Genomic DNA, 18492 nt, shown 5'->3' on the forward strand with positions numbered 1-18492 from the left:
GGAACGCAGACGCACGGCCGGCCGGACCCCGACCTTTTCGGAACGATCGGATTCTTCTCCAATACGGTGGCGCTGCGCTGCCGGGTGGATTCGGCACTGACCTTCGACCAGTTTCTCGGTCTCGTGAGCGAAACGGTCCACGACGCACTGGACTACCAGGACGTTCCGTTCGAGGTGGTGGTGGGCGCACTGGCTCCCGACCGTGCCGCCGACCGGAATCCCCTGTTCCAGGCTGCCATCACCTATGGCATGACCGATCTGAGCGACGTATGGGCGCTGGAAGGTCTCCAGGTCACGCTCCTGCCGGACCCCGCGGAATTGTCGGGGCTCCAGTTCGACCTGTCGCTGGACGTACAGCGGCTGGCGGGCGAAGTCTCGCTCGACGTCGAATTCAACCGCCGGCGGTTCTCCGACGCGGCCATGCGGCGGTTCGCCAAGGCCTACGGCGACCTGCTGGGCGCACTCACCCGGCAGCCCGATGTCGCGCTCGGCGGCATTCCGCTGCTCGACCAGGCCGCACTGACGGAAACGCTGGCGCTCGGCGCGAGCGGTGAACCGGAGGGCGGCCGTACTCCCTCGGACCCCACGTCCGCATGGGACCTTTTCGAACTGACGGCGGCCACCGTGCCCGAACGGGAGGCAGTCGTCGCGGACGGCACGCGGCTCACCTTCGCCGAACTGGCCGGCCGGGCGCGGACGATGGCCGCGGGCCTCGGGGCTCGCGGCGTGCGCACCGGCACCGTGGTGGGGATCTGCCTGGACAGGCGCAGCGATCTGATCGTCGCGATGCTCGCCACCTGGTGCGCGGGCGGCGCCTTCCTGCTGCTGGATCCGCGCCAGCCCGGGTTCCGCCGCCGCCTGCTCCTCCAGGAGGCGGACATCGCTCTCGTCATCGCGGACGAGACGTTCGCCGAGGTGGAGACCGTCTCGACGGCCGCCCTCCTGGCGGACGCCGAGAAGACCCCGGGAGACGATCCGGCCGAGGGCGGCTTCGTGCGGCGCCCGGCCGCCGCTCCGGCCTACGTGGTCTTCACACCGGGTTCCACCGGACGGCCCAGAGGCGTGGTCATCGATCAGGCGAGCCTGGTCGCCCTCGCCACCACCCGACTGGCCCCGGTGTACGCACGGTTGCCCGAAGGCCGCCAGGTGAATGTCGGTGCGCTGAGTGCCCTGACCTCCGGCGTGTTCGTCAGCCAGTGTCTCGGCATGATCGCCTTCGGGCACCGGCTGCTGCTGATCGACGAGGACGAGCGAACGGACCCGTATCAGCTGCTCGCCCGTGGATCGGACCCCGAAACGGCGATCGAGGTACTCGACTGCGCGAGTGGCCGGCTCGAAATGCTGGTCGACGACGGCCTCCTGGCGCTCCCGCACCCGCCGAAGATCGTGGTGATCGGCGGCGAGAGCCCGTCGGACCGGCTGTGGCAGCGCCTGCACGACGAACCCGGGCTGCTCGCGTTCCACGCGTACGGCCTCAACGAGTGCACCGTCGAATCGGCCAGGGCGGAGATTCGCAAACACCCGGAGCCGGTGGCCGGGCGCGCGACCGGCACGTCCCGGATCTACGTCGTCGACGACCAGTTGCAGTTGCTGCCGCCCCTGTTCGTCGGTGAGATCTGCGTCGGCGGCCCCGGGGTGGCCCAGGGGTATGCGGGACAGCCGGCGCACACCAGCGAGCGATTCGTGGCCGACCCCTTCAGCCCGGTCCCCGGACAGCGCATGTACCGCACCGGCGACAAGGGCCGGCTGCGTCCCGACGGGCAGTTGGAGCTGTGGGGGCGTCTCGACGACCAGGTCACGATCCGCGGCCTGCGCATCGAGCCGGCGGAAGTGGAGAGCGTGCTGCTCGCGCACCCCGCCGTCGCCCACGCCGCGGTCGTGGCGGCCCAGGCCGGCACCCGCATGGCCGAACTGGTGGCGTACGTCGTGCCGGGCGACGCAGGCCAGGACGCGCTGACGCCCGCCGCCGTCCGGGAGTTCCTGCGCGGCAGGCTCCCCTCCGCGCTGTTGCCCGACCGGGTGCAGGTTCTCGCCGCTCTCCCGACCACTGCCGACGGGAGGGTGGACCGCGGGAAACTGTCGGGCGGCGATCCGACGGGCACCGTGTCGGACACCGCCCGAGGCGTCCCGGGATCCGCCGGCCCCCGTGAACGGCAGCTGTGCCAGATCGTGGCCGAGGCGATCGGTGTTCCGCGGGCGGGCGTCGACGACAACTTCTTCGACCTCGGCGGAGATTCGCTGCTCGCCATGGTCGTGATCGGCCGGGTACGCGCCGTCATGGGCTGTGAGCTGCGGCTTCGGGCGTTCTTCGACATGCGGACGCTCGGGGAGCTGGCCGCTCAGCTCCGTGCCGAGGACAGCGCGCCCCGGCCCGTGCTGGGCAGGAGAGCGGACTCATGACGGTGGCGACGACGCCCGGCCCCCGATCGCGGACAACCCGGCCTCGGGGATGACAGACTCGACCGGCAACACAGCTCCGGCTTCGGCGATTTGAGGTGCGAACCTCGTCCTTGCCGGAGTTCCGCCCCTGCTCAGCACGCTGACACGCGGCCCCGCCCCCACCTCGGACGGATCTTGACGAGGCCTGTGGGTGTGTCTCGCCGGCGAGACACACCCACGGGCCTCGGCGGGCGCCGGCCACGGCACATTCCAGGCGCCGGCCGGGCGGCCGGAGAAATGCACTCGGAGGAGAGACTTCTATGTCCAGGCAGAACGTGTCGGAGCACATCGCGAAGGTCGCCGCGGAGCGGGCCAAGAGACTGCGGCCGGACGGCATCGACCAATACCTGCCCCTGAGTGGCGGGTTCGCGCACATGAACGAGGACCCCTTCACCGATCGCATCGAGCGCGAGCCGTACCGCGACCACGTCACGGTCGCGGTCATCGGCGGGGGGTTCGCCGGCCTGATGACGGGCGCCCACCTGAAGGAGGCGGGGGTCGGCGACGTCAGGATCGTCGACACCGGAGGCGACTTCGGCGGAACCTGGTACTGGAACAGGTACCCGGGCGCCCAGTGCGACATCGCGTCCATGATCTACCTGCCGTTGCTGGAGGAGACCGGCTACGTGCCCACCGAGTGGTACGTGCGCGGCCCGGAGATCCTGGAGCACTGCCAACGCATCGGCAAGCACTACGGGTTGTACGAGAACGCGCTCTTCCACACCCGGGTCACCGGCTTGGACTGGGACGAGTCCACCCGGCTGTGGACGGTGCGGACCGACCGCGGTGACGAGTTCACCGCCCAGTTCGTGAGCCTGGGGCTCGGCCACCTGTCCGTGCCGAAGCTGCCCGGCATCCCGGGCATCGAGACCTTCGCGGGCCACACCTTCCACGCGAGCCGGTGGGACTACGCCTACACCGGCGACCCGGTCGGCGGACCGCTCGGCAATCTGCGGGACAAGCGGGTGGCGATCATCGGCACCGGCGCCACCGCGGTGCAGTGCGTCCCTCACCTGGCCACCGCATGCCGGGAACTGTTCGTGTTCCAGCGCACGCCGTCCGTCATCGAGGTCCGCAACAACCGGCCGATCGACCCGGAGTGGTTCGCGCAGATGGCGACGCCCGGATGGCAGCAGCGCTGGCTGGACAACTACGCGGCCAACATGACGGCGGCCGAGCAGCCGGCCGAGGACCTGATCAACGACGGCTGGACCGCCATGGCGAAGATGTGGCGCAACGCCGGAGAGGGCTCGCGGCCGGACTCGGACACGTCGGAGGAGATCGGCGGCGAGTACTACGCGGACATCGAGAAGATGGGCCGGCTCCATGCCCGGGTGGAGGAGACGGTCAAGGACGCACGGACCGCGGAACTCCTCAAGCCCTGGTACTTCCTTCCGTGCAAGCGCATGACCTTCCACGACGAGTATCTGGACGCCTACAACGAGCCGACGGTGCGTCTCGTCGACACGGACGGCAAGGGGGTCGAGCGGATCACGCCGCGAGGCGTCGTGGTGGACGGCACCGAGTACGAGGTGGACTGCGTCATCTACGCGTCGGGGTTCGAGGTCGGCACCGCGCCCACCCGGCGTGCCGGATTCGACCCCGTCGGCAGGGACGGCAGGCGGCTGTCGGAGCACTGGAGCGACGGTATGCGCACGATGCACGGACTTCATGTGCACGGGTTCCCGAACGCGTTCCTCGTTCAGTCGCTCACGGGCGGGACGCGGTTCTCCAACCTCTCGCACAACCTGTCCGAGGCGGCCAGGACCGTCGCCACCGTCATCGCGCACGCGGTCACCACGGGGGCCGATGTCGTCGAACTCACCCGGCAGGCGGAGGACGCCTGGATGAGCAATGTGGGAGTCGATCCGGAGTGGCGCACATTCCTGGGCACGGAATGCACTCCCGGCTACTCCAACAACGAGGGAATGGATCTCGGTCCGCATTCTCTTTGGGACGAACACGAGTTTCCCGACGGCCTGGGTTTCTTCCGGCACCTTCAGGAATGGCGGGGCAGCGGGGCGTTCGACGGCCTGGAATTCCACCGCTCGGACAGGTGACGCCGCTCGCCCCGTCTCGCCGGCGAGACAGTCCTCCCGGGCTCCGTCGAGTGCTGCCCGGGAATCGTTCACCCTGGCGAGTGCCGCCTGTTAGCCTCGCGAAGTCGATACAACTCCGTTTTCCCTTTGCCAATTAATTCGGCCGACACAACGGCTCCCGATACCGCTGCGGCCCGATGCCTGGCCGGTGGTTTCGGCGCCTGAGCCATCGGCTGCGGATCGCGACTGGTAGCGGTCGGAAACAGCGAGGTAGCCTGCATGATTCCGTTGTCGTTCGCGCAGCAGCGGTTGTGGATCATCGGTCAGCTGGCGGGGCCGAGTGCGGCGTACAACATGCCGTTGGTGCTGCGTCTGTCCGGGACGCTGGACCGGCAGGCGCTGACGGCGGCGCTGGGCGACGTGGTGGGCCGGCACGAGAGCCTGCGGACCGTCTTCCCGGACATCGACGGCGAACCCGTCCAGCACATCATCCCCGCAGACGCCGTCACCCTGCCCCTGACCTGGACGGACACCGACGACGAACAGGTCACCGGCCTCGCCGTCCAGGCCGCCGCACACGTCTTCGACCTCACCACCGAAATACCCCTACGAGTGAGCGTCTTCGCCACCCGGCCCGACGAACACGTCCTGCTCCTGCTGGTCCACCACATCGCCTGCGACGGCTGGTCCGTCGGCCCCCTCGGCAAAGACCTCGCCACCGCCTACACCGCACGCACCACCGGCACCACCCCGCAATGGACCGACCTCCCCGTCCAGTACGCCGACTACACCCTCTGGCAACGCGACCTCCTCGGCTCCCAGGACGACCCCACCAGCACCGCCGCCCGCCAAAGCGCCCACTGGCGCGACGCACTGACCGCACTCCCCACCGAACTCGGCCTCCCCCTCGACCGGCCACGCCCCACGACAGCCACCCACCACGGCGCCCACACACCCCTCACCATCGACACCCACACCCACACCCGCATCACCGAACTCGCCCGAAACACCGGCGTGACCCCCTTCATGGTCGTCCAGGCCGCCCTCGCCGTCCTCCTCGCCCAACTCACCGGCGAAACCGACATCCCCCTCGGCACACCCGTCGCCGGACGCACCGAAGAAGCCCTCCACGACCTCATCGGCCTCTTCCTCAACACCCTCGTCCTGCGCACCGACGTCTCCGGCGACCCCACCTTCACCCAACTCCTCACCCGAGTACGGGACACCGACCTCGCCGCCTTCGAAAACCAAGACCTCCCCTTCGAACGCCTCGTAGAAATCACCGCCCCACCACGAACCGCGGCACGCCACCCCCTCTTCCAGGTCATGCTCTCCTTCGACACCAACACCGAAGCCGCCTTCGACCTCCCCGGACTCACCACCACCGAATTCCAACTCCCCGGACACGACACAGCCAAATTCGACCTCAATTTCGAGTTCGAGGAGCGGTTCGGTCCGGAGGGACAGCCGACCGGCATCAAGGGGAATCTCGAGTACGCCACCGACCTCTTCGACCACCACACGGTCCAGGCATGGGCCGAGCGGCTCAGCCACCTGCTCGCGGAACTGACCTCCGACCCCGACCGGCCCATCGACCTCGCGGACCAGCAGACGCGGACCCGCGGCTTCCGCGGCGAACTCGGCGAGACCGAGGCGGTGCTCGCGGGGTATCCCGGCATCGCCGAGGCCACGATCGTCGCCCGCGAGGACCTCCCGGGCGGCAAGCGTCTGGTCGGCTACGTGGTGCCCGGCCCCGGCCTCGACCCGGACGCCGCCGTACGGCTGCCCGCGATGCTGCGCGAGCACGCTGCCGGGCTGCTGCCCGCGCACCTGGTCCCGGCCGCGGTCGTGGTCCTGGACCGGCTGCCGCTGACGGACGACGGAAAACCGGACCACGAGGCGCTGCCCGCGCCGGACGACGCCGTCGTGGCCGCCCGCCGTGCTCCGACGACCGTCCAGGAAGAGATCCTGTGCGCCGCGTTCGCCAAGGTGCTGAACCTGGAGCTGTCCACCGTCGGCATCGACGACAACTTCTTCCTCCTCGGCGGTCACTCCCTGCTCGCGACCCGGCTGGTCGCCCGCATCCGCGCCCTGCTCGGGGTCGAACTCGGCATCCGTACGCTGTTCGAGGCCCCCGACATCGCCGCCCTGGCCAAGGCGCTGGCCGGGGCCGGCCCCCCGCGTCCGGCGCTGGTGACCGCGGAGCGTCCGGAGCCGCTGCCGTTGTCGTCCGCACAGCAGCGGTTGTGGTTCCTGCACGAGTTGGAGGGACCGAGCGCCACCTACAACATCCCGGCGGTCATCAGGCTGTCCGGCGCGATCGACACCGGAGCGCTGGACGCGGCGCTGCGGGATGTCCTCGGGCGGCACGAGGTGCTGCGCACGCTCTTCCCCTCGGCCGAGGGACGGCCGTACCAGCGGGTGGTGCCGGTCGAGGAACTCGGCGAGGTGCTCACCGTGGTGCCGGCCGCCCTGGTCGGGCCGTCCGGACCGACCGCGTCGATCAGCCGGGCGGAGGGCCACTGCTTCGACCTCTCGGCCGACGTGCCGTTCCGTGCCTGGCTGTTCGAGGCCGATGCGGACGACCACGTGCTGGTGCTGCTCGTGCACCACATCGCCGGTGACGGCTGGTCGCTGGCGCCGCTGGCCCGGGACCTCTCGGCGGCGTACACAGCGCGCCTGGCCGGCCAGGCGCCCGGATGGGAGCCGCTGCCGGTCCAGTACGCGGACTACACGCTCTGGCAGCGTGAACTGCTCGGCGAGGCGCAGGACCCCGAGAGTTTGCTGAGCAGGCAACTGGCCTACTGGCGCGGCGCGCTGTCCGGCATACCGGAGGAACTGCCGCTGCCCGTCGACCGTGCCCGCCCCGCGGTGGCCACCCATCAGGGCGGGAGCGTGACGCTGGAGATCCCCGCGCTGCTGCACGCCCGGGCCGCCGAACTGGCCCGGGACGAAGGCGCGACGGTCTTCATGGTGCTCCAGGCCGCCTTGGCCGTGCTGCTCTCCCGGCTCGGCGCCGGCCAGGACATCGTGATCGGAACCCCGACGGCCGGGCGCACCGACGCCGCGCTCGACGACCTCGTCGGGTTCTTCGTCAACACCCTCGTCCTGCGCACGGACGTGTCCGGCGGTCCGTCCTTCGGCGAACTGCTCGCCCGGGTGCGGGAGCAGACGCTCGACGCGCTGGCGCACCAGGACGTACCGTTCGAGCGCCTGGTCGAGGAGCTGGCCCCGGCCCGTTCCATGGCCCGCCATCCGCTGTTCCAGGTCACGCTCGCGCTCCAGAACAACGCCGATCCCGTGCTCCGGCTGCCCGGCCTGCGCACGAGCGTCCTGCCCGACGAGGACACCGCGGCGAAGTTCGACCTCTCCTTCGACCTGCGCGAACGCTTCGACGAGCACGGCCGGCCCGCCGGTATGTCCGGCGAGGTCTTCTACGCCGTCGACCTGTTCGACCATGCGAGCGTCGAGCAGCTCGCCGAACGCTTCACCCGTGTCCTCGACACCCTGACCAGCGGCCCGGACCAGCGGGTCGACCAGGTTTCGGTGCTCTCGGCCGCGGAGCGGGAGAAGGTGCTGCACACCTGGAACGGCACCTCCCGCTCCGTCCCGTCCACGACCCTGCCGGCGCTCTTCCAGGACCAGGCCGCCCGCACTCCCGAGGCCACCGCGATCGTCTTCGACGGCGCCGCCTTGACCTACGGCGAGCTCAACAGCCGCGCCAACCGGCTCGCCCACCACCTGATCGAGCACGGGGTCGGCCCCGAGGACATCGTGGGCATGGCCCTGCCGCGGTCGATCGACCTCGTCGTGGCGATGCTCGGCGTGCTCAAGGCGGGTGCGGCGTATCTCCCGATCGACACCGAATACCCGAGGGAACGGGTCCGGTTCATGATCCAGGACGCGAAGCCGTCGTACGTGGTGACGCTCCGGGCCACCGCGGCATGGCTGCCGGCCGACGCCCCCCTTCTGGTCCTGGACGACGCTGCCACCCGGGAGGAGCTGAGCGCACACCTGGCCTGGAGTCACGACCCGGCCGACATCGAGCGCACCGGCCCGCTGACCCCCGCCCATCCCGCCTACGTCATCTACACCTCCGGCTCCACCGGAACCCCCAAGGGTGTGGCGGTACCGCACCACAGCATCACCAGCTTCATCGCCGTTCACCGTGATTCGGTCTTCGCCTGCGCCGCCGATCTGTCGGACAGTCGCCCGCTGCGGGTCGCGCTGACCACCTCCATCTCCTTCGACGCGGTGTGGGACCAGCTGTCGTGCCTGCTGGAGGGGCACGAGCTGCACGTCGTGAGCACGGAGGTGCTCTCCGACATCGGCCTCCTCGCGACCTGGCTGGACGCGCACGACGTCGACTTCCTGGAGCTGACCCCCACGCACATGGCCGCCGCTGTGTCGGAAGGCCTGTTCGACGACGGCCGCCGTACTCCGGCGCTGCTCGTGGTCGGTGGCGAGGCCGTGCCCGACTCGCTCTGGGAGTGGCTCGGATCGCTGAGCGGGGACACCCGCAGCTTCAGCTTCTACGGGCCCACGGAGTGCACGGTCTACCAGGTCTTCGCCGAGCCGCGATGCACGCCGCGGCCGGTACTCGGCAGCCCCACCTTCACCATGCGGACGTTCGTGCTCGACGACGGCCTGGAACCGGTGGCCCCCGGTGTGACGGGCGAGTTGTACGTGACGGGCGCCGGTCTGGCGCGTGGCTACCTGAACCGTCCCGCACTGACCGCGGAGCGGTTCGTGGCGTGCCCGTTCGGTGCGCCCGGCGAGCGGATGTACCGGACCGGGGACCTGGCGCGGTGGCGGGCGGACGGCACCCTCGAGTTCGTCGGCCGGGCCGACGACCAGGTGAAGATCCGGGGGTTCCGGATCGAGATCGGGGAGGTCGAGGCGGTGCTGGCCCGGTATCCCGGTATCGCCCGGGCCGTGGCGGTGGTCCGCGAGGACATCCCCGGTGACAAGCGTCTGGTCGGATATGCGGTACCCGCTCCGGGCCGGTCCCCGGAACAGATCGCGCAGTTGCCCGGCCTGTTGCGCCGGCATGCCGCGGGGCCGCTTCCGGACTACATGGTGCCGGCCGCGGTCGTGGTCCTGGACCGGCTGCCGTTGACCGCGAACGGCAAGCTGGACCGCAAGGCCCTGCCCGTCCCGGACTACGCGCTCGCCTCGACCCACCGCGCTCCGACGACCGTGCGGGAGGAGATGCTGTGTGCGGCGTTCGCCGAGGTGCTGGGTCTGCCCGGTGTCGGCGTCGACGACCACTTCTTCGAACTCGGCGGGCACTCCCTGCTCGCGACCCGGCTGGTCGCCCGCGTCCGCGCGCTGCTCGGGATGGAGATCACCATCCGCGCGTTGTTCGAGGCCCCCACGGTCGCCGCCCTGGCCGGTGCGCTGGTCGAGGCGGGACCCTCCCGTCCGGTGCTGGCGGCCGGGGTTCGTCCGCAGTCGCTGCCGTTGTCGTTCGCGCAGCAGCGGTTGTGGATCATCGGTCAGCTGGCGGGGCCGAGTGCGGCGTACAACATGCCGTTGGTACTGCGTCTGTCCGGGGCGCTGGACCGGCGGGCGCTGACGGCGGCGCTGGGCGACGTGGTGGGCCGGCACGAGAGCCTGCGGACCATCTTCCCGGTCATCGACGGCGAACCCGTCCAGCACATCATCCCCGCAGACGCCGTCACCCTGCCCCTCGCCTGGGCGGACACCGACGACGAACAGGTCACCGGCCTCGCCGTCCAGGCCGCCGCACACGTCTTCGACCTCACCACCGAAATACCCCTACGAGTGAGCGTCTTCTCCACCCGGCCCGACGAACACGTCCTGCTCCTGCTGGTCCACCACATCGCCTGCGACGGCTGGTCCGTCGGCCCCCTCGGCAAAGACCTCGCCACCGCCTACACCGCACGCACCACCGGCACCACCCCGCAATGGACCGACCTCCCCGTCCAGTACGCCGACTACACCCTGTGGCAACGCGACCTCCTCGGCTCCCAGGACGACCCCACCAGCACCGCCGCCCGCCAAAGCGCCCACTGGCGCGACGCACTGACCGCACTCCCCACCGAACTCGGCCTCCCCCTCGACCGGCCACGCCCCACGACAGCCACCCACCACGGCGCCCACACACCCCTCACCATCGACACCCACACCCACACCCGCATCACCGAACTCGCCCGAAACACCGGCGTGACCCCCTTCATGGTCGTCCAGGCCGCCCTCGCCGTCCTCCTCGCCCAACTCACCGGCGAAACCGACATCCCCCTCGGCACACCCGTCGCCGGACGCACCGAAGAAGCCCTCCACGACCTCATCGGCCTCTTCCTCAACACCCTCGTCCTGCGCACCGACGTCTCCGGCGACCCCACCTTCACCCAACTCCTCACCCGAGTACGGGACACCGACCTCGCCGCCTTCGAAAACCAAGACCTCCCCTTCGAACGCCTCGTAGAAATCACCGCCCCACCACGAACCGCGGCACGCCACCCCCTCTTCCAGGTCATGCTCTCCTTCGACACCAACACCGAAGCCGCCTTCGACCTCCCCGGACTCACCACCACCGAATTCCAGCTCCCCGGACACGACACAGCCAAATTCGACCTCAACTTCCTGCTGCGGGGGTCGTACGAGCCGGACGGACGACCGACCGGGATCACGGGGATCATCGCGTACGCCACCGATCTGTTCGACCACCAGACGGTCCGGGCATGGGCCGAGCGGTTCGGCCACCTGCTCGGAGAACTCACCTCCGATCCCGACCGTCCCATCGGTAAGGTCGAAGTCCTGGACGTGGCTCAACGAGACGCGGAACAAGGCCGGTTGGAGACCCGGCCGGCTCTCGGCCCCGGACGGCGGCGGGTGCTGGCCCGTCCCGGTCTTCCGCCGGCACAGCCGCTCGGCGAAGCCGCGGACTGAGCGCCGGGGAAAGTCCAGGCACGCCGCCGCACCGCCCGGCACGTCCTCGATCACCCGTGCGGCGAATTCGACCCGATAGGAAGACTGTGATGGACCAACGCGCCGAGACCCTGCGTTCCCGCCCGGGAGCCGAGATCCGTGAGGCGGTGTGGCGCTCATGAGCGAGGACACCGCGAGCGCCGGGAAGAAGCCGGCTTCGCTGTTCCGCCAGCGGAACTTCGCGCTGCTGTGGACAGGTCAGTCGGCCTCGCTCCTCGGTTCCCAGATCACCTACGTCGCGATGCCGCTGACCGCGGTCCTGCTGCTCCACGCCACGCCGATGGAAGCCGGGGTGCTCGTCGCCCTGGAGACGCTGCCGTTCCTGCTCTTCGGGCTCTTCGTCGGCGTGATGCTGGACCGTCGGGCGCGCCGTTCCGTGATGATCGCCGCCGACGTCGTGCGCGCCGCGGCCCTCGCCTGGATCCCCGTCGCGCACGCGCTCGGCGTGCTGAACATCGGTCAGCTCTTCGTCGTGGTCTTCGTCGTCGGTGTGATGACGGTGTTCTTCGACCTCGCGCACCAGTCCTACACACCCGGTCTGATCGGCCGGGACCGGCTCGGCGAGGCGAACGCGAAGCTGGAACTCTCGGACTCGATGGCGCAGGTCGTCGGGCCGGGCGCGGCGGGCCTGCTGATCAGCGCGCTCAGCGCACCGGTGGCGATCGCGGTGGACGCGGCGAGCTACGTGCTGTCCTTCTTCACGGTGGCGGGACTGCCGGCCGACGAGCGGCCGAAGCCTCAGCCCGGAGCGGCGACCCTCTCGGTCCGCGCCTCGATCCGTGAGGGATTCGCCGCGATCGTGCGGCACCCGCTGCTGCGCTGGTTCACCACGGCCGCGCTGATCATCAACCTGTTCTCCGGCGCCCTGATGTCGGTGTTCTTCCTCTATCTGCTCCGGGTGCTCGACATGGGCTCGGAGCAGGTCGGCCTGATCGTCGCGGCCGGCAGCGTCGGCGCCCTGGTCGGCGTCCTCCTGGTCGGCCCGCTGACCGGACGGTTCGGCGTCGGCCCGACACTGATTCTGACGATGGCGCTGCCCGGGCTGGGGTATCTCGTCCTCGCGGCCGTACACGGCCACTCCCTGGCGGCGATCGCCGTCGTCGCGCTCTCCTCCTTCGTCGTCCAGTTCAGCGTTCCCGTCTTCAACGTGACGGTGATCAGTTTCCGGCAGGTCTCCACCCCGGACGAGCTGCTCGGGCGGGTGAACGCCACAGCCCGTACCTGCGCCTTGGGCGCGTACTCGCTCGGCTCGCTGCTCGGCGGCGCGCTCGCGTCCGGAACCGGGCTGCGGACGGCTGTGGTGGTGGCCGCGAGCGGGACGTTCCTGGCCTCACTGGCCCTGCTGTTCTCACCCGTGCGTGCGGTACGCCGCCTCGAGGCGTCCCCCACCGAAGCCGGCTCGGTCCCCGCTCCGGAGCCCGCGTGACCATTCAGGAGCAGACATCATGACGAGCGTCGACACCTGGCAGGAGGAGGGCTATCAGCTCTCCCCGCAACAGCTCGCCCGGTCGGGCGAGGTCCGGAGCACGGCGGTGCGCACCGTCCGCTCCGCCACCCGGATTCCGGTGCCGGACCTGGAGGCCCGGATCGCGACGGCGGTCGCGACGCACGAGAGCCTGCGGACGCGGTACGCCGAGTTCGCGGGGCTGGCCACGCCGGTCCAGGTCGTGGACCCGGTGGGCCCGGTCGCCATCGAGCGGCCGGGAGCGGATCGCACCGTCTTCCGTGCCGGCGCGCTGACCGTCGAGCACGAACTCGGTCCGGACGGCACGCGGCTGGTTCTCACCCTGCCGCGGCTCAGCGTCGACGACGCTTCCTGGACCCGGCTCGTCGGCCTGCTGCTGGAGGACGCGGGCGCCGCGGCCGGGGAGACGGTGCTGCAGTACGCCGACGTCGCCGCCTGGCTCGGTGAGGTGCTGGACGAGTCGGCCCAGGCGCCGGTGGCCGACGAGGCGGCGCGGCCGTCGTCGAAGCCGTCCTCGGCGCTGCCCTTCCTCACTCCCGTCGCCCTCCGGGACCCGGCCGCCGGACCGGTGAGCGCCTCGGCCGTCGTCGAGGGACCGGCGCTGGACCGGCTGGACGACCTCACCGCACGGTGCGGTGTGAGCGAGGCGGCGGTGCTGCTGGCGCTCTGGCGCTCGCTGTACGGCCGGTACTGCCGCGACGCCGACGACCAGGTGCTGGTGCTGGCCGACGGCCGGTCCACGGAAGGCCTGGAGAACGTGCTCGGCCTGTTGGAGCGTCCGGTACCGGTGCGGCTGGAGATCGGCGCGGACACCCCGGTCGCCGACGCGCTCCGGGCCTCGCAGGACGCGCTCCGCTCGGTGGCGGCGATCGAGAACCGGATCGACCCGGGGATGGCGGCCTCCGCGCACCGTGCGGCGGACGGCGGCCCGCTCTCGTACCGGCACCGTCCGGACCGGTGGGCCGAGGAACTCTCGGCCGGTGCGTCCGTCCGCGAAGCTCCTGGCGCGCTGCACCTGGACTGCGTGCGCGGGCCGCGGAGCCTGCGCCTGACCTTCGTCGGCGGTGCGGGCCGCGTCGCCCGGGCGGACTTGGACCTCGTCGCGGAGGCGTTCGGACATCAGCTGGCCGATCTGCTGTCCGGTGGCACGGAGCGCGCCGTCGGCGCCCTGCGCCTCACCGCGCCGGACGCGCCGCACGCCGAGGCCGGGCCCCGTGCGTCGTACGCCTCGGTGCTCGACCGCTTCCTCGCGCAGGCGCAGCGCACGCCCGCGCGGCCCGCGCTGCGCTGCGGCGAGACCGTCGTGTCCTACCGGGACGCGGCGCAGGGCGCGGACGCGGTGGCGCACCTGCTGCGCGAGCACGGCGTGCGGGCCGGGCAGCGGGTCGCGCTGTTCGTTCCCGCCTCGGCGGAGACGGTCGTCGCGATGCTCGGCGTGTGGCTCGCCGGCGCGGCGTTCGTCCCCCTGGACCCCACGTGGCCGCGGCAGCGGATCGAGACGATCCTGCGGGAGGCCGACCCCGCGCTGCTGCTCACCCCCGATCCGCGGGCCGATCACCAGGCCTCCGTCCGCGGCGTGTGCACGGCCGACTCGGTCGTCGACCCGGGGCGCGCGGTGACTTCCGGCGCGGCGGCCACGGGCGCCGCCTATGTGATCTTCACGTCGGGCACCTCGGGGGTTCCCAAGGGCGTCGTCATCGGGCACGAACAGCTGTCGCACTACGCCTCGGCGATCGGCGAGACGCTCGCCCTGTCCGAGGGCGCCGAGTTCGCGGCGGTCTCCACCCTCGCCGCCGACCTGGCCTACACGGCCCTCTTCCCGACCCTGGCCGGCGGTGGCTGCGTCCAGCTCGTCCCCACCGAGACCGCCACGAGCCCCGCGGCTCTCACCGAGTGGTTCCGGGGGAACCCCGCGGCCGCGATGAAGCTGGTCCCCTCGCATCTCTCCGCGCTGCTGGCCGAGGCTGCCGATCCGCTCGCGCTGCTGCCGAGCGAGGTGCTCGTGCTCGGCGGCGAACTGCTGCCGCGTCCGTTGTACGAGCGGCTGCGGGAGATCGCGCCGTCCTTGCGTGTGTACAACCACTACGGCCCGACCGAGTCGACGGTCGGCGCCGCGTGCCTTCCACCGGACGCCTCGATCGACGAACGCTGTTCCTCGGTCCCGGTGGGCTCCGGCCTCGGGGCGAACGTCCTGACGGTGGTCGACGCGGGGGGCGCCGCGCTGCCGCCCTGGTGCCCCGGTGAGGTGCTGATCAGCGGGCCCGGCGTGGGCCTCGGCTACCTCGCGCGGTTGCGCGAAGGCGGGTCGGGCTTCGGTACGGCGGACACCGCGGACGCCCACCGGACCGGTGACCTCGGCCGCCTGGTGCCCGGCAACGGCGTCGAGATCCTCGGCCGGATCGACGACCAGGTGAAGCTGCGCGGATACCGCGTACAGCTCGGCGAGATCGAGACGCTGCTGGCGGACCGGCCCGGCGTCGGCGCGGCGGCGGTCGTGGCGCGCGCGGACGCCGACGGACTCGTCACGCACCTGGACGCCTATCTCAGTGCCGCCGGCGAAGTGGACATCTCCGTCGAGGACGTGCGGGCAGCCGTGGTTCCGCATCTCCCGGCCGCCCTGGTGCCGACCGGGTGGCAGGTGCTGGAGCGGTTCCCGCTGACCCGCAACGGCAAGCTCGACCGCCGCGCCCTCGCCCCGATCGCGCCGCCGAAGGCCCGGGCCGGCCGGCCGCGCGACTCGGTGGAACAGCGTCTGCTGGCGATCTGGTCCTCGATCCTCGACCAGGACATCTCCTCCCCCGACGCGGACTTCTTCGAGTTCGGGGGGCAGTCGCTGCGTGCGATCAAGCTCATGGCGCAGATCAACAACGCCTTCGGCCTGCGCCTGCCGATGTCCGCGGTGTTCAGCGCCCCGACCGTCGCGGCGATGGCGGAGCTGGTGCGCAAAAGCGACGTCCAGGACTCCAACCTGGTCCCGCTGCGCGCCGCCCGCGGAGCGGGTGAGGAGGCCCCGGTCTTCTGCGTCCACCCCGGTGGCGGCAACACGCTCAGCTACTGGGAGCTGGCCCGGCTGATACCGGCGGACCGGTCGGTCTACGGCATCGAGGCCTGGGGGCTGCACGGCCGGCCGGCGCAGGACGATTTCGCCGCCATGGCCGAGGAGTACGCGGCGAACATCGCGGCCGTCGGCGATGCCGCTCCCGTGATCATCGGCTGGTGCTTCGGCGGCATCATGGCCTACGCCACGGCCCAGGCGCTGCGCCGTTCCGGGCGCGAGGTGGCGCGGCTGATCATCGTCAACTGCGGCGTCCCCGGTGACGCGGAGAGCGCCCTGGCGCGGCAGCCCGCCGACCATCTCCTGCGCCGCTTCGCCTTCCACTACCAGCTGGACCTGCCCGAGGGGCCGCTCGGGCTGCTCGGTCATCGGGAACTGCTCAAGGCCATGCAGGACGTCGGGCGGCTGCCTCCCGACTCCGGTGAGGCGGAGCTGCGGAACCTGCTGGACGTCTACATGACCAACATGACCGCTCTGGACCGCTGCTTCGTGCAGGAGCGGGCCGAACTCGGCCGAGCCGACTTCCCGGTGCTGCTGGTGCGCGCCGAGCCGGCCGACGAGCCGCGGGATCCGGACCGTACGTGGGGCTGGGGATCGGTGGTCGGGCCCGGGCTCGGCTTCGCCTCGGTGGCCACGACCCACCACGGCATCATGCGACAGCCCGCGGTGGAGGAACTCGCCGAGCTGATCCGAGGGGAGATCGACGCATGACACGGAGCACGGCCGGGTTCACCGCCGAGGAGACGAGGACCAGGACATGAACGAAGCGACTTCCAGGACACCGGGGCCGCGCTCCCTTCTGGGCGCGACTCGGCGGCAGGTGCGGAGGCCCGGCGGAGAGCCGGTGAACATCGGCTTCCTGCCGAAGTCGCCGACGACCCCCGTCCTCATCACGCCCACCGGTCCCGGCGTCGACCTGCCCGGCTGGCTGCGCGCGAACCGGGAGGAGCTCGAAGCCCGGCTGCTGCGGCACGGCGCGGTCCTGCTCCGGGGGTTCCACGGCGGTTCGGTGGAGAAGTTCGAGCAGGCCGCCTCGGCGATCTGCGGCACCCTTTTCCCTGAATACGGGGACCTTCCGCGAGAGGGCGAGTCGGCCCGCGTATACAAGTCGACGCCGTATCCGGAAGACCTCTCGATCCTGTTCCACAACGAGAGTTCGCATCTGCCGCGGTGGCCGATGCGGCAGTTCTTCTCGTGCGTCGTGGCCCCGCAGTCCGGTGGACAGACGCCGATCGTCGACTGCCGGACGGTCATCGCCCGGATGCGTCCGGAGCTGGCCGAACTCTTCGCCACCAAGAAGCTCCGTTACGTCCGTAACTTCATCGACGGCGTCGACGTCAGCTGGTCGCGCTTCTTCGGCACCGACGATCCGGCCGAGGTCGAGCGCAAATGCGCCGCGGAGGGGACGAGTTTCGAGTGGACGCCGGACGGAGGCCTGCGGACCTCGCGTCAGGCCGAGGCGGTGCTGCGCCACCCGACGACCGGCGAGGCCGTGTTCTTCAACCAGCTGGCGCTGCACCACCCGTCGTCGCTCGACCCGGAGACGCGCTCCTCGCTGCTGGAGATCTGCGGCGATCAGGGAATGCCGCGCAACGTCTTCTGGGGCGACGGCACTGTCATCGACGACGCCCTGGTGGACGAGGTCCGCGACCTGATGGACCGGGAGTCGGTCGCCTTCTCCTGGCAGGAGGGTGACGTCCTCGTCATCGACAACATGCTGGTCGCGCACTCACGCAGTCCCTTCACCGGGCCGCGGAAGATCGTGGTGGCGCTCGGCGACATGACCGGCGAGGCCGTGCCTGCCGTGAGCTGAGCCCGGTTCTAGCCGCCGGCGCGGACACCTGGGCGGCGGCGCGGCAGGCAGCGGTCCGCCGCGCCGCCATCGCCGCCTGCCTTCTTTCCGCGGCGATCAGGAACAGCGACATCCCATGAAACCGACGCCGGTGTCTCGCCGGCGAGACATGCCCGATACGAGGCCGGTCATTCAGCCGCCGCAACGGTGACGGCTGATTATCGTCACTGTTACGCTGACGGCCGTTTGATCGATTCATCAGGAGAATCCGTGGCAAATCCGTTCGACGATGACGAAGGCGCATGTCTGGTTCTGGTGAACGACGAGAACCAGCATTCGCTGTGGCCCGCCTTCAGCGCGGTACCGGCCGGCTGGAGGGTGGTGTACGGCCAGGAAACCCGCAAGAACTGCCTGGAATACGTTTCCGCGCACTGGACGGACATGAGGCCGGCCAGTCTGATCAGGGCGATGGGCGATGAACCGCGGTAGAGCGGTATGAGGTACGGGGTGACGGACAACGAGTTCCGCACCCCCATGGACACGCTGCCGGGCGGTAGCGTGCGGACCCTCTCGGCCCATACGAGCGTCAGCGTCGACGCCGAATTCCTGAATATCGGCGGCCATTCCCTTTCCGCCGTCCGCCGCGGGTAGATCCGACGCCCTGTCGCGTTGCCCCGCCGTGCCGCGCGGGCGGATCACCAGACGCGGATCACTCGACCCTTCTTCATCCACCCGCCCTCCCCCGTTC

General features: G+C 70.8%; 8 protein-coding genes. All 8 read left to right on the top strand.

Going from position 1 to position 18492, the window contains the following annotated elements; genetic code table 11:
- On the top strand, window positions 1-2400 hold a 2400-nt coding region (locus K7787_RS14930; RefSeq protein WP_223001689.1), incomplete at its 5' end, for an AMP-binding protein.
- Window positions 2401-2699: 299 nt separating this feature from the next.
- Entirely contained in the window at window positions 2700-4499 is a 1800-nt protein-coding gene (locus tag K7787_RS14935) for a flavin-containing monooxygenase (protein ID WP_223001690.1), read from the top strand.
- 258 nt (window positions 4500-4757) lie between these two features.
- Window positions 4758-11393: a non-ribosomal peptide synthetase gene (locus K7787_RS14940; RefSeq protein ID WP_223001691.1), complete on the top strand. Its 6636-nt coding sequence runs from the start codon at window positions 4758-4760 to the stop codon at window positions 11391-11393.
- A 157-nt stretch (window positions 11394-11550) separates the two neighbouring features.
- A complete protein-coding gene (locus tag K7787_RS14945) occupies window positions 11551-12858 on the top strand; it encodes an MFS transporter (protein ID WP_043262301.1) in 1308 nt (435 codons plus the stop codon).
- 19 nt (window positions 12859-12877) lie between these two features.
- A complete protein-coding gene (locus K7787_RS14950) occupies window positions 12878-16663 on the top strand; it encodes an amino acid adenylation domain-containing protein (RefSeq protein ID WP_223001692.1) in 3786 nt (1261 codons plus the stop codon).
- 133 nt (window positions 16664-16796) lie between these two features.
- Window positions 16797-17765: a TauD/TfdA family dioxygenase gene (locus K7787_RS14955; RefSeq protein ID WP_308036361.1), complete on the top strand. Its 969-nt coding sequence runs from the start codon at window positions 16797-16799 to the stop codon at window positions 17763-17765.
- Window positions 17766-18014: 249 nt separating this feature from the next.
- The gene (locus tag K7787_RS14960; RefSeq protein ID WP_009192366.1) at window positions 18015-18233 is read left to right on the top strand and encodes an MbtH family protein; all 219 of its coding nucleotides are present in this window, start codon (window positions 18015-18017) and stop codon (window positions 18231-18233) included.
- Between the two features lie 18 nt (window positions 18234-18251).
- Window positions 18252-18395, top strand: coding sequence for a hypothetical protein (locus K7787_RS14965; RefSeq protein WP_223001693.1), 144 nt, complete (start codon window positions 18252-18254; stop codon window positions 18393-18395).
- Window positions 18396-18492: the final 97 nt, after the last annotated feature.

Origin of the sequence: Streptomyces sennicomposti (assembly GCF_019890635.1) — a bacterium.
Lineage (GTDB): Bacteria > Actinomycetota > Actinomycetes > Streptomycetales > Streptomycetaceae > Streptomyces > Streptomyces sennicomposti.

Coding starts and splice junctions, on each gene's coding strand:
- K7787_RS14935 (WP_223001690.1), top strand. CDS start 2,700: ATGTCCAGGCAGAACGTGTCGGAGCACATCGCGAAGGTCGCCGCGGAG.
- K7787_RS14940 (WP_223001691.1), top strand. CDS start 4,758: ATGATTCCGTTGTCGTTCGCGCAGCAGCGGTTGTGGATCATCGGTCAG.
- K7787_RS14945 (WP_043262301.1), top strand. CDS start 11,551: ATGAGCGAGGACACCGCGAGCGCCGGGAAGAAGCCGGCTTCGCTGTTC.
- K7787_RS14950 (WP_223001692.1), top strand. CDS start 12,878: ATGACGAGCGTCGACACCTGGCAGGAGGAGGGCTATCAGCTCTCCCCG.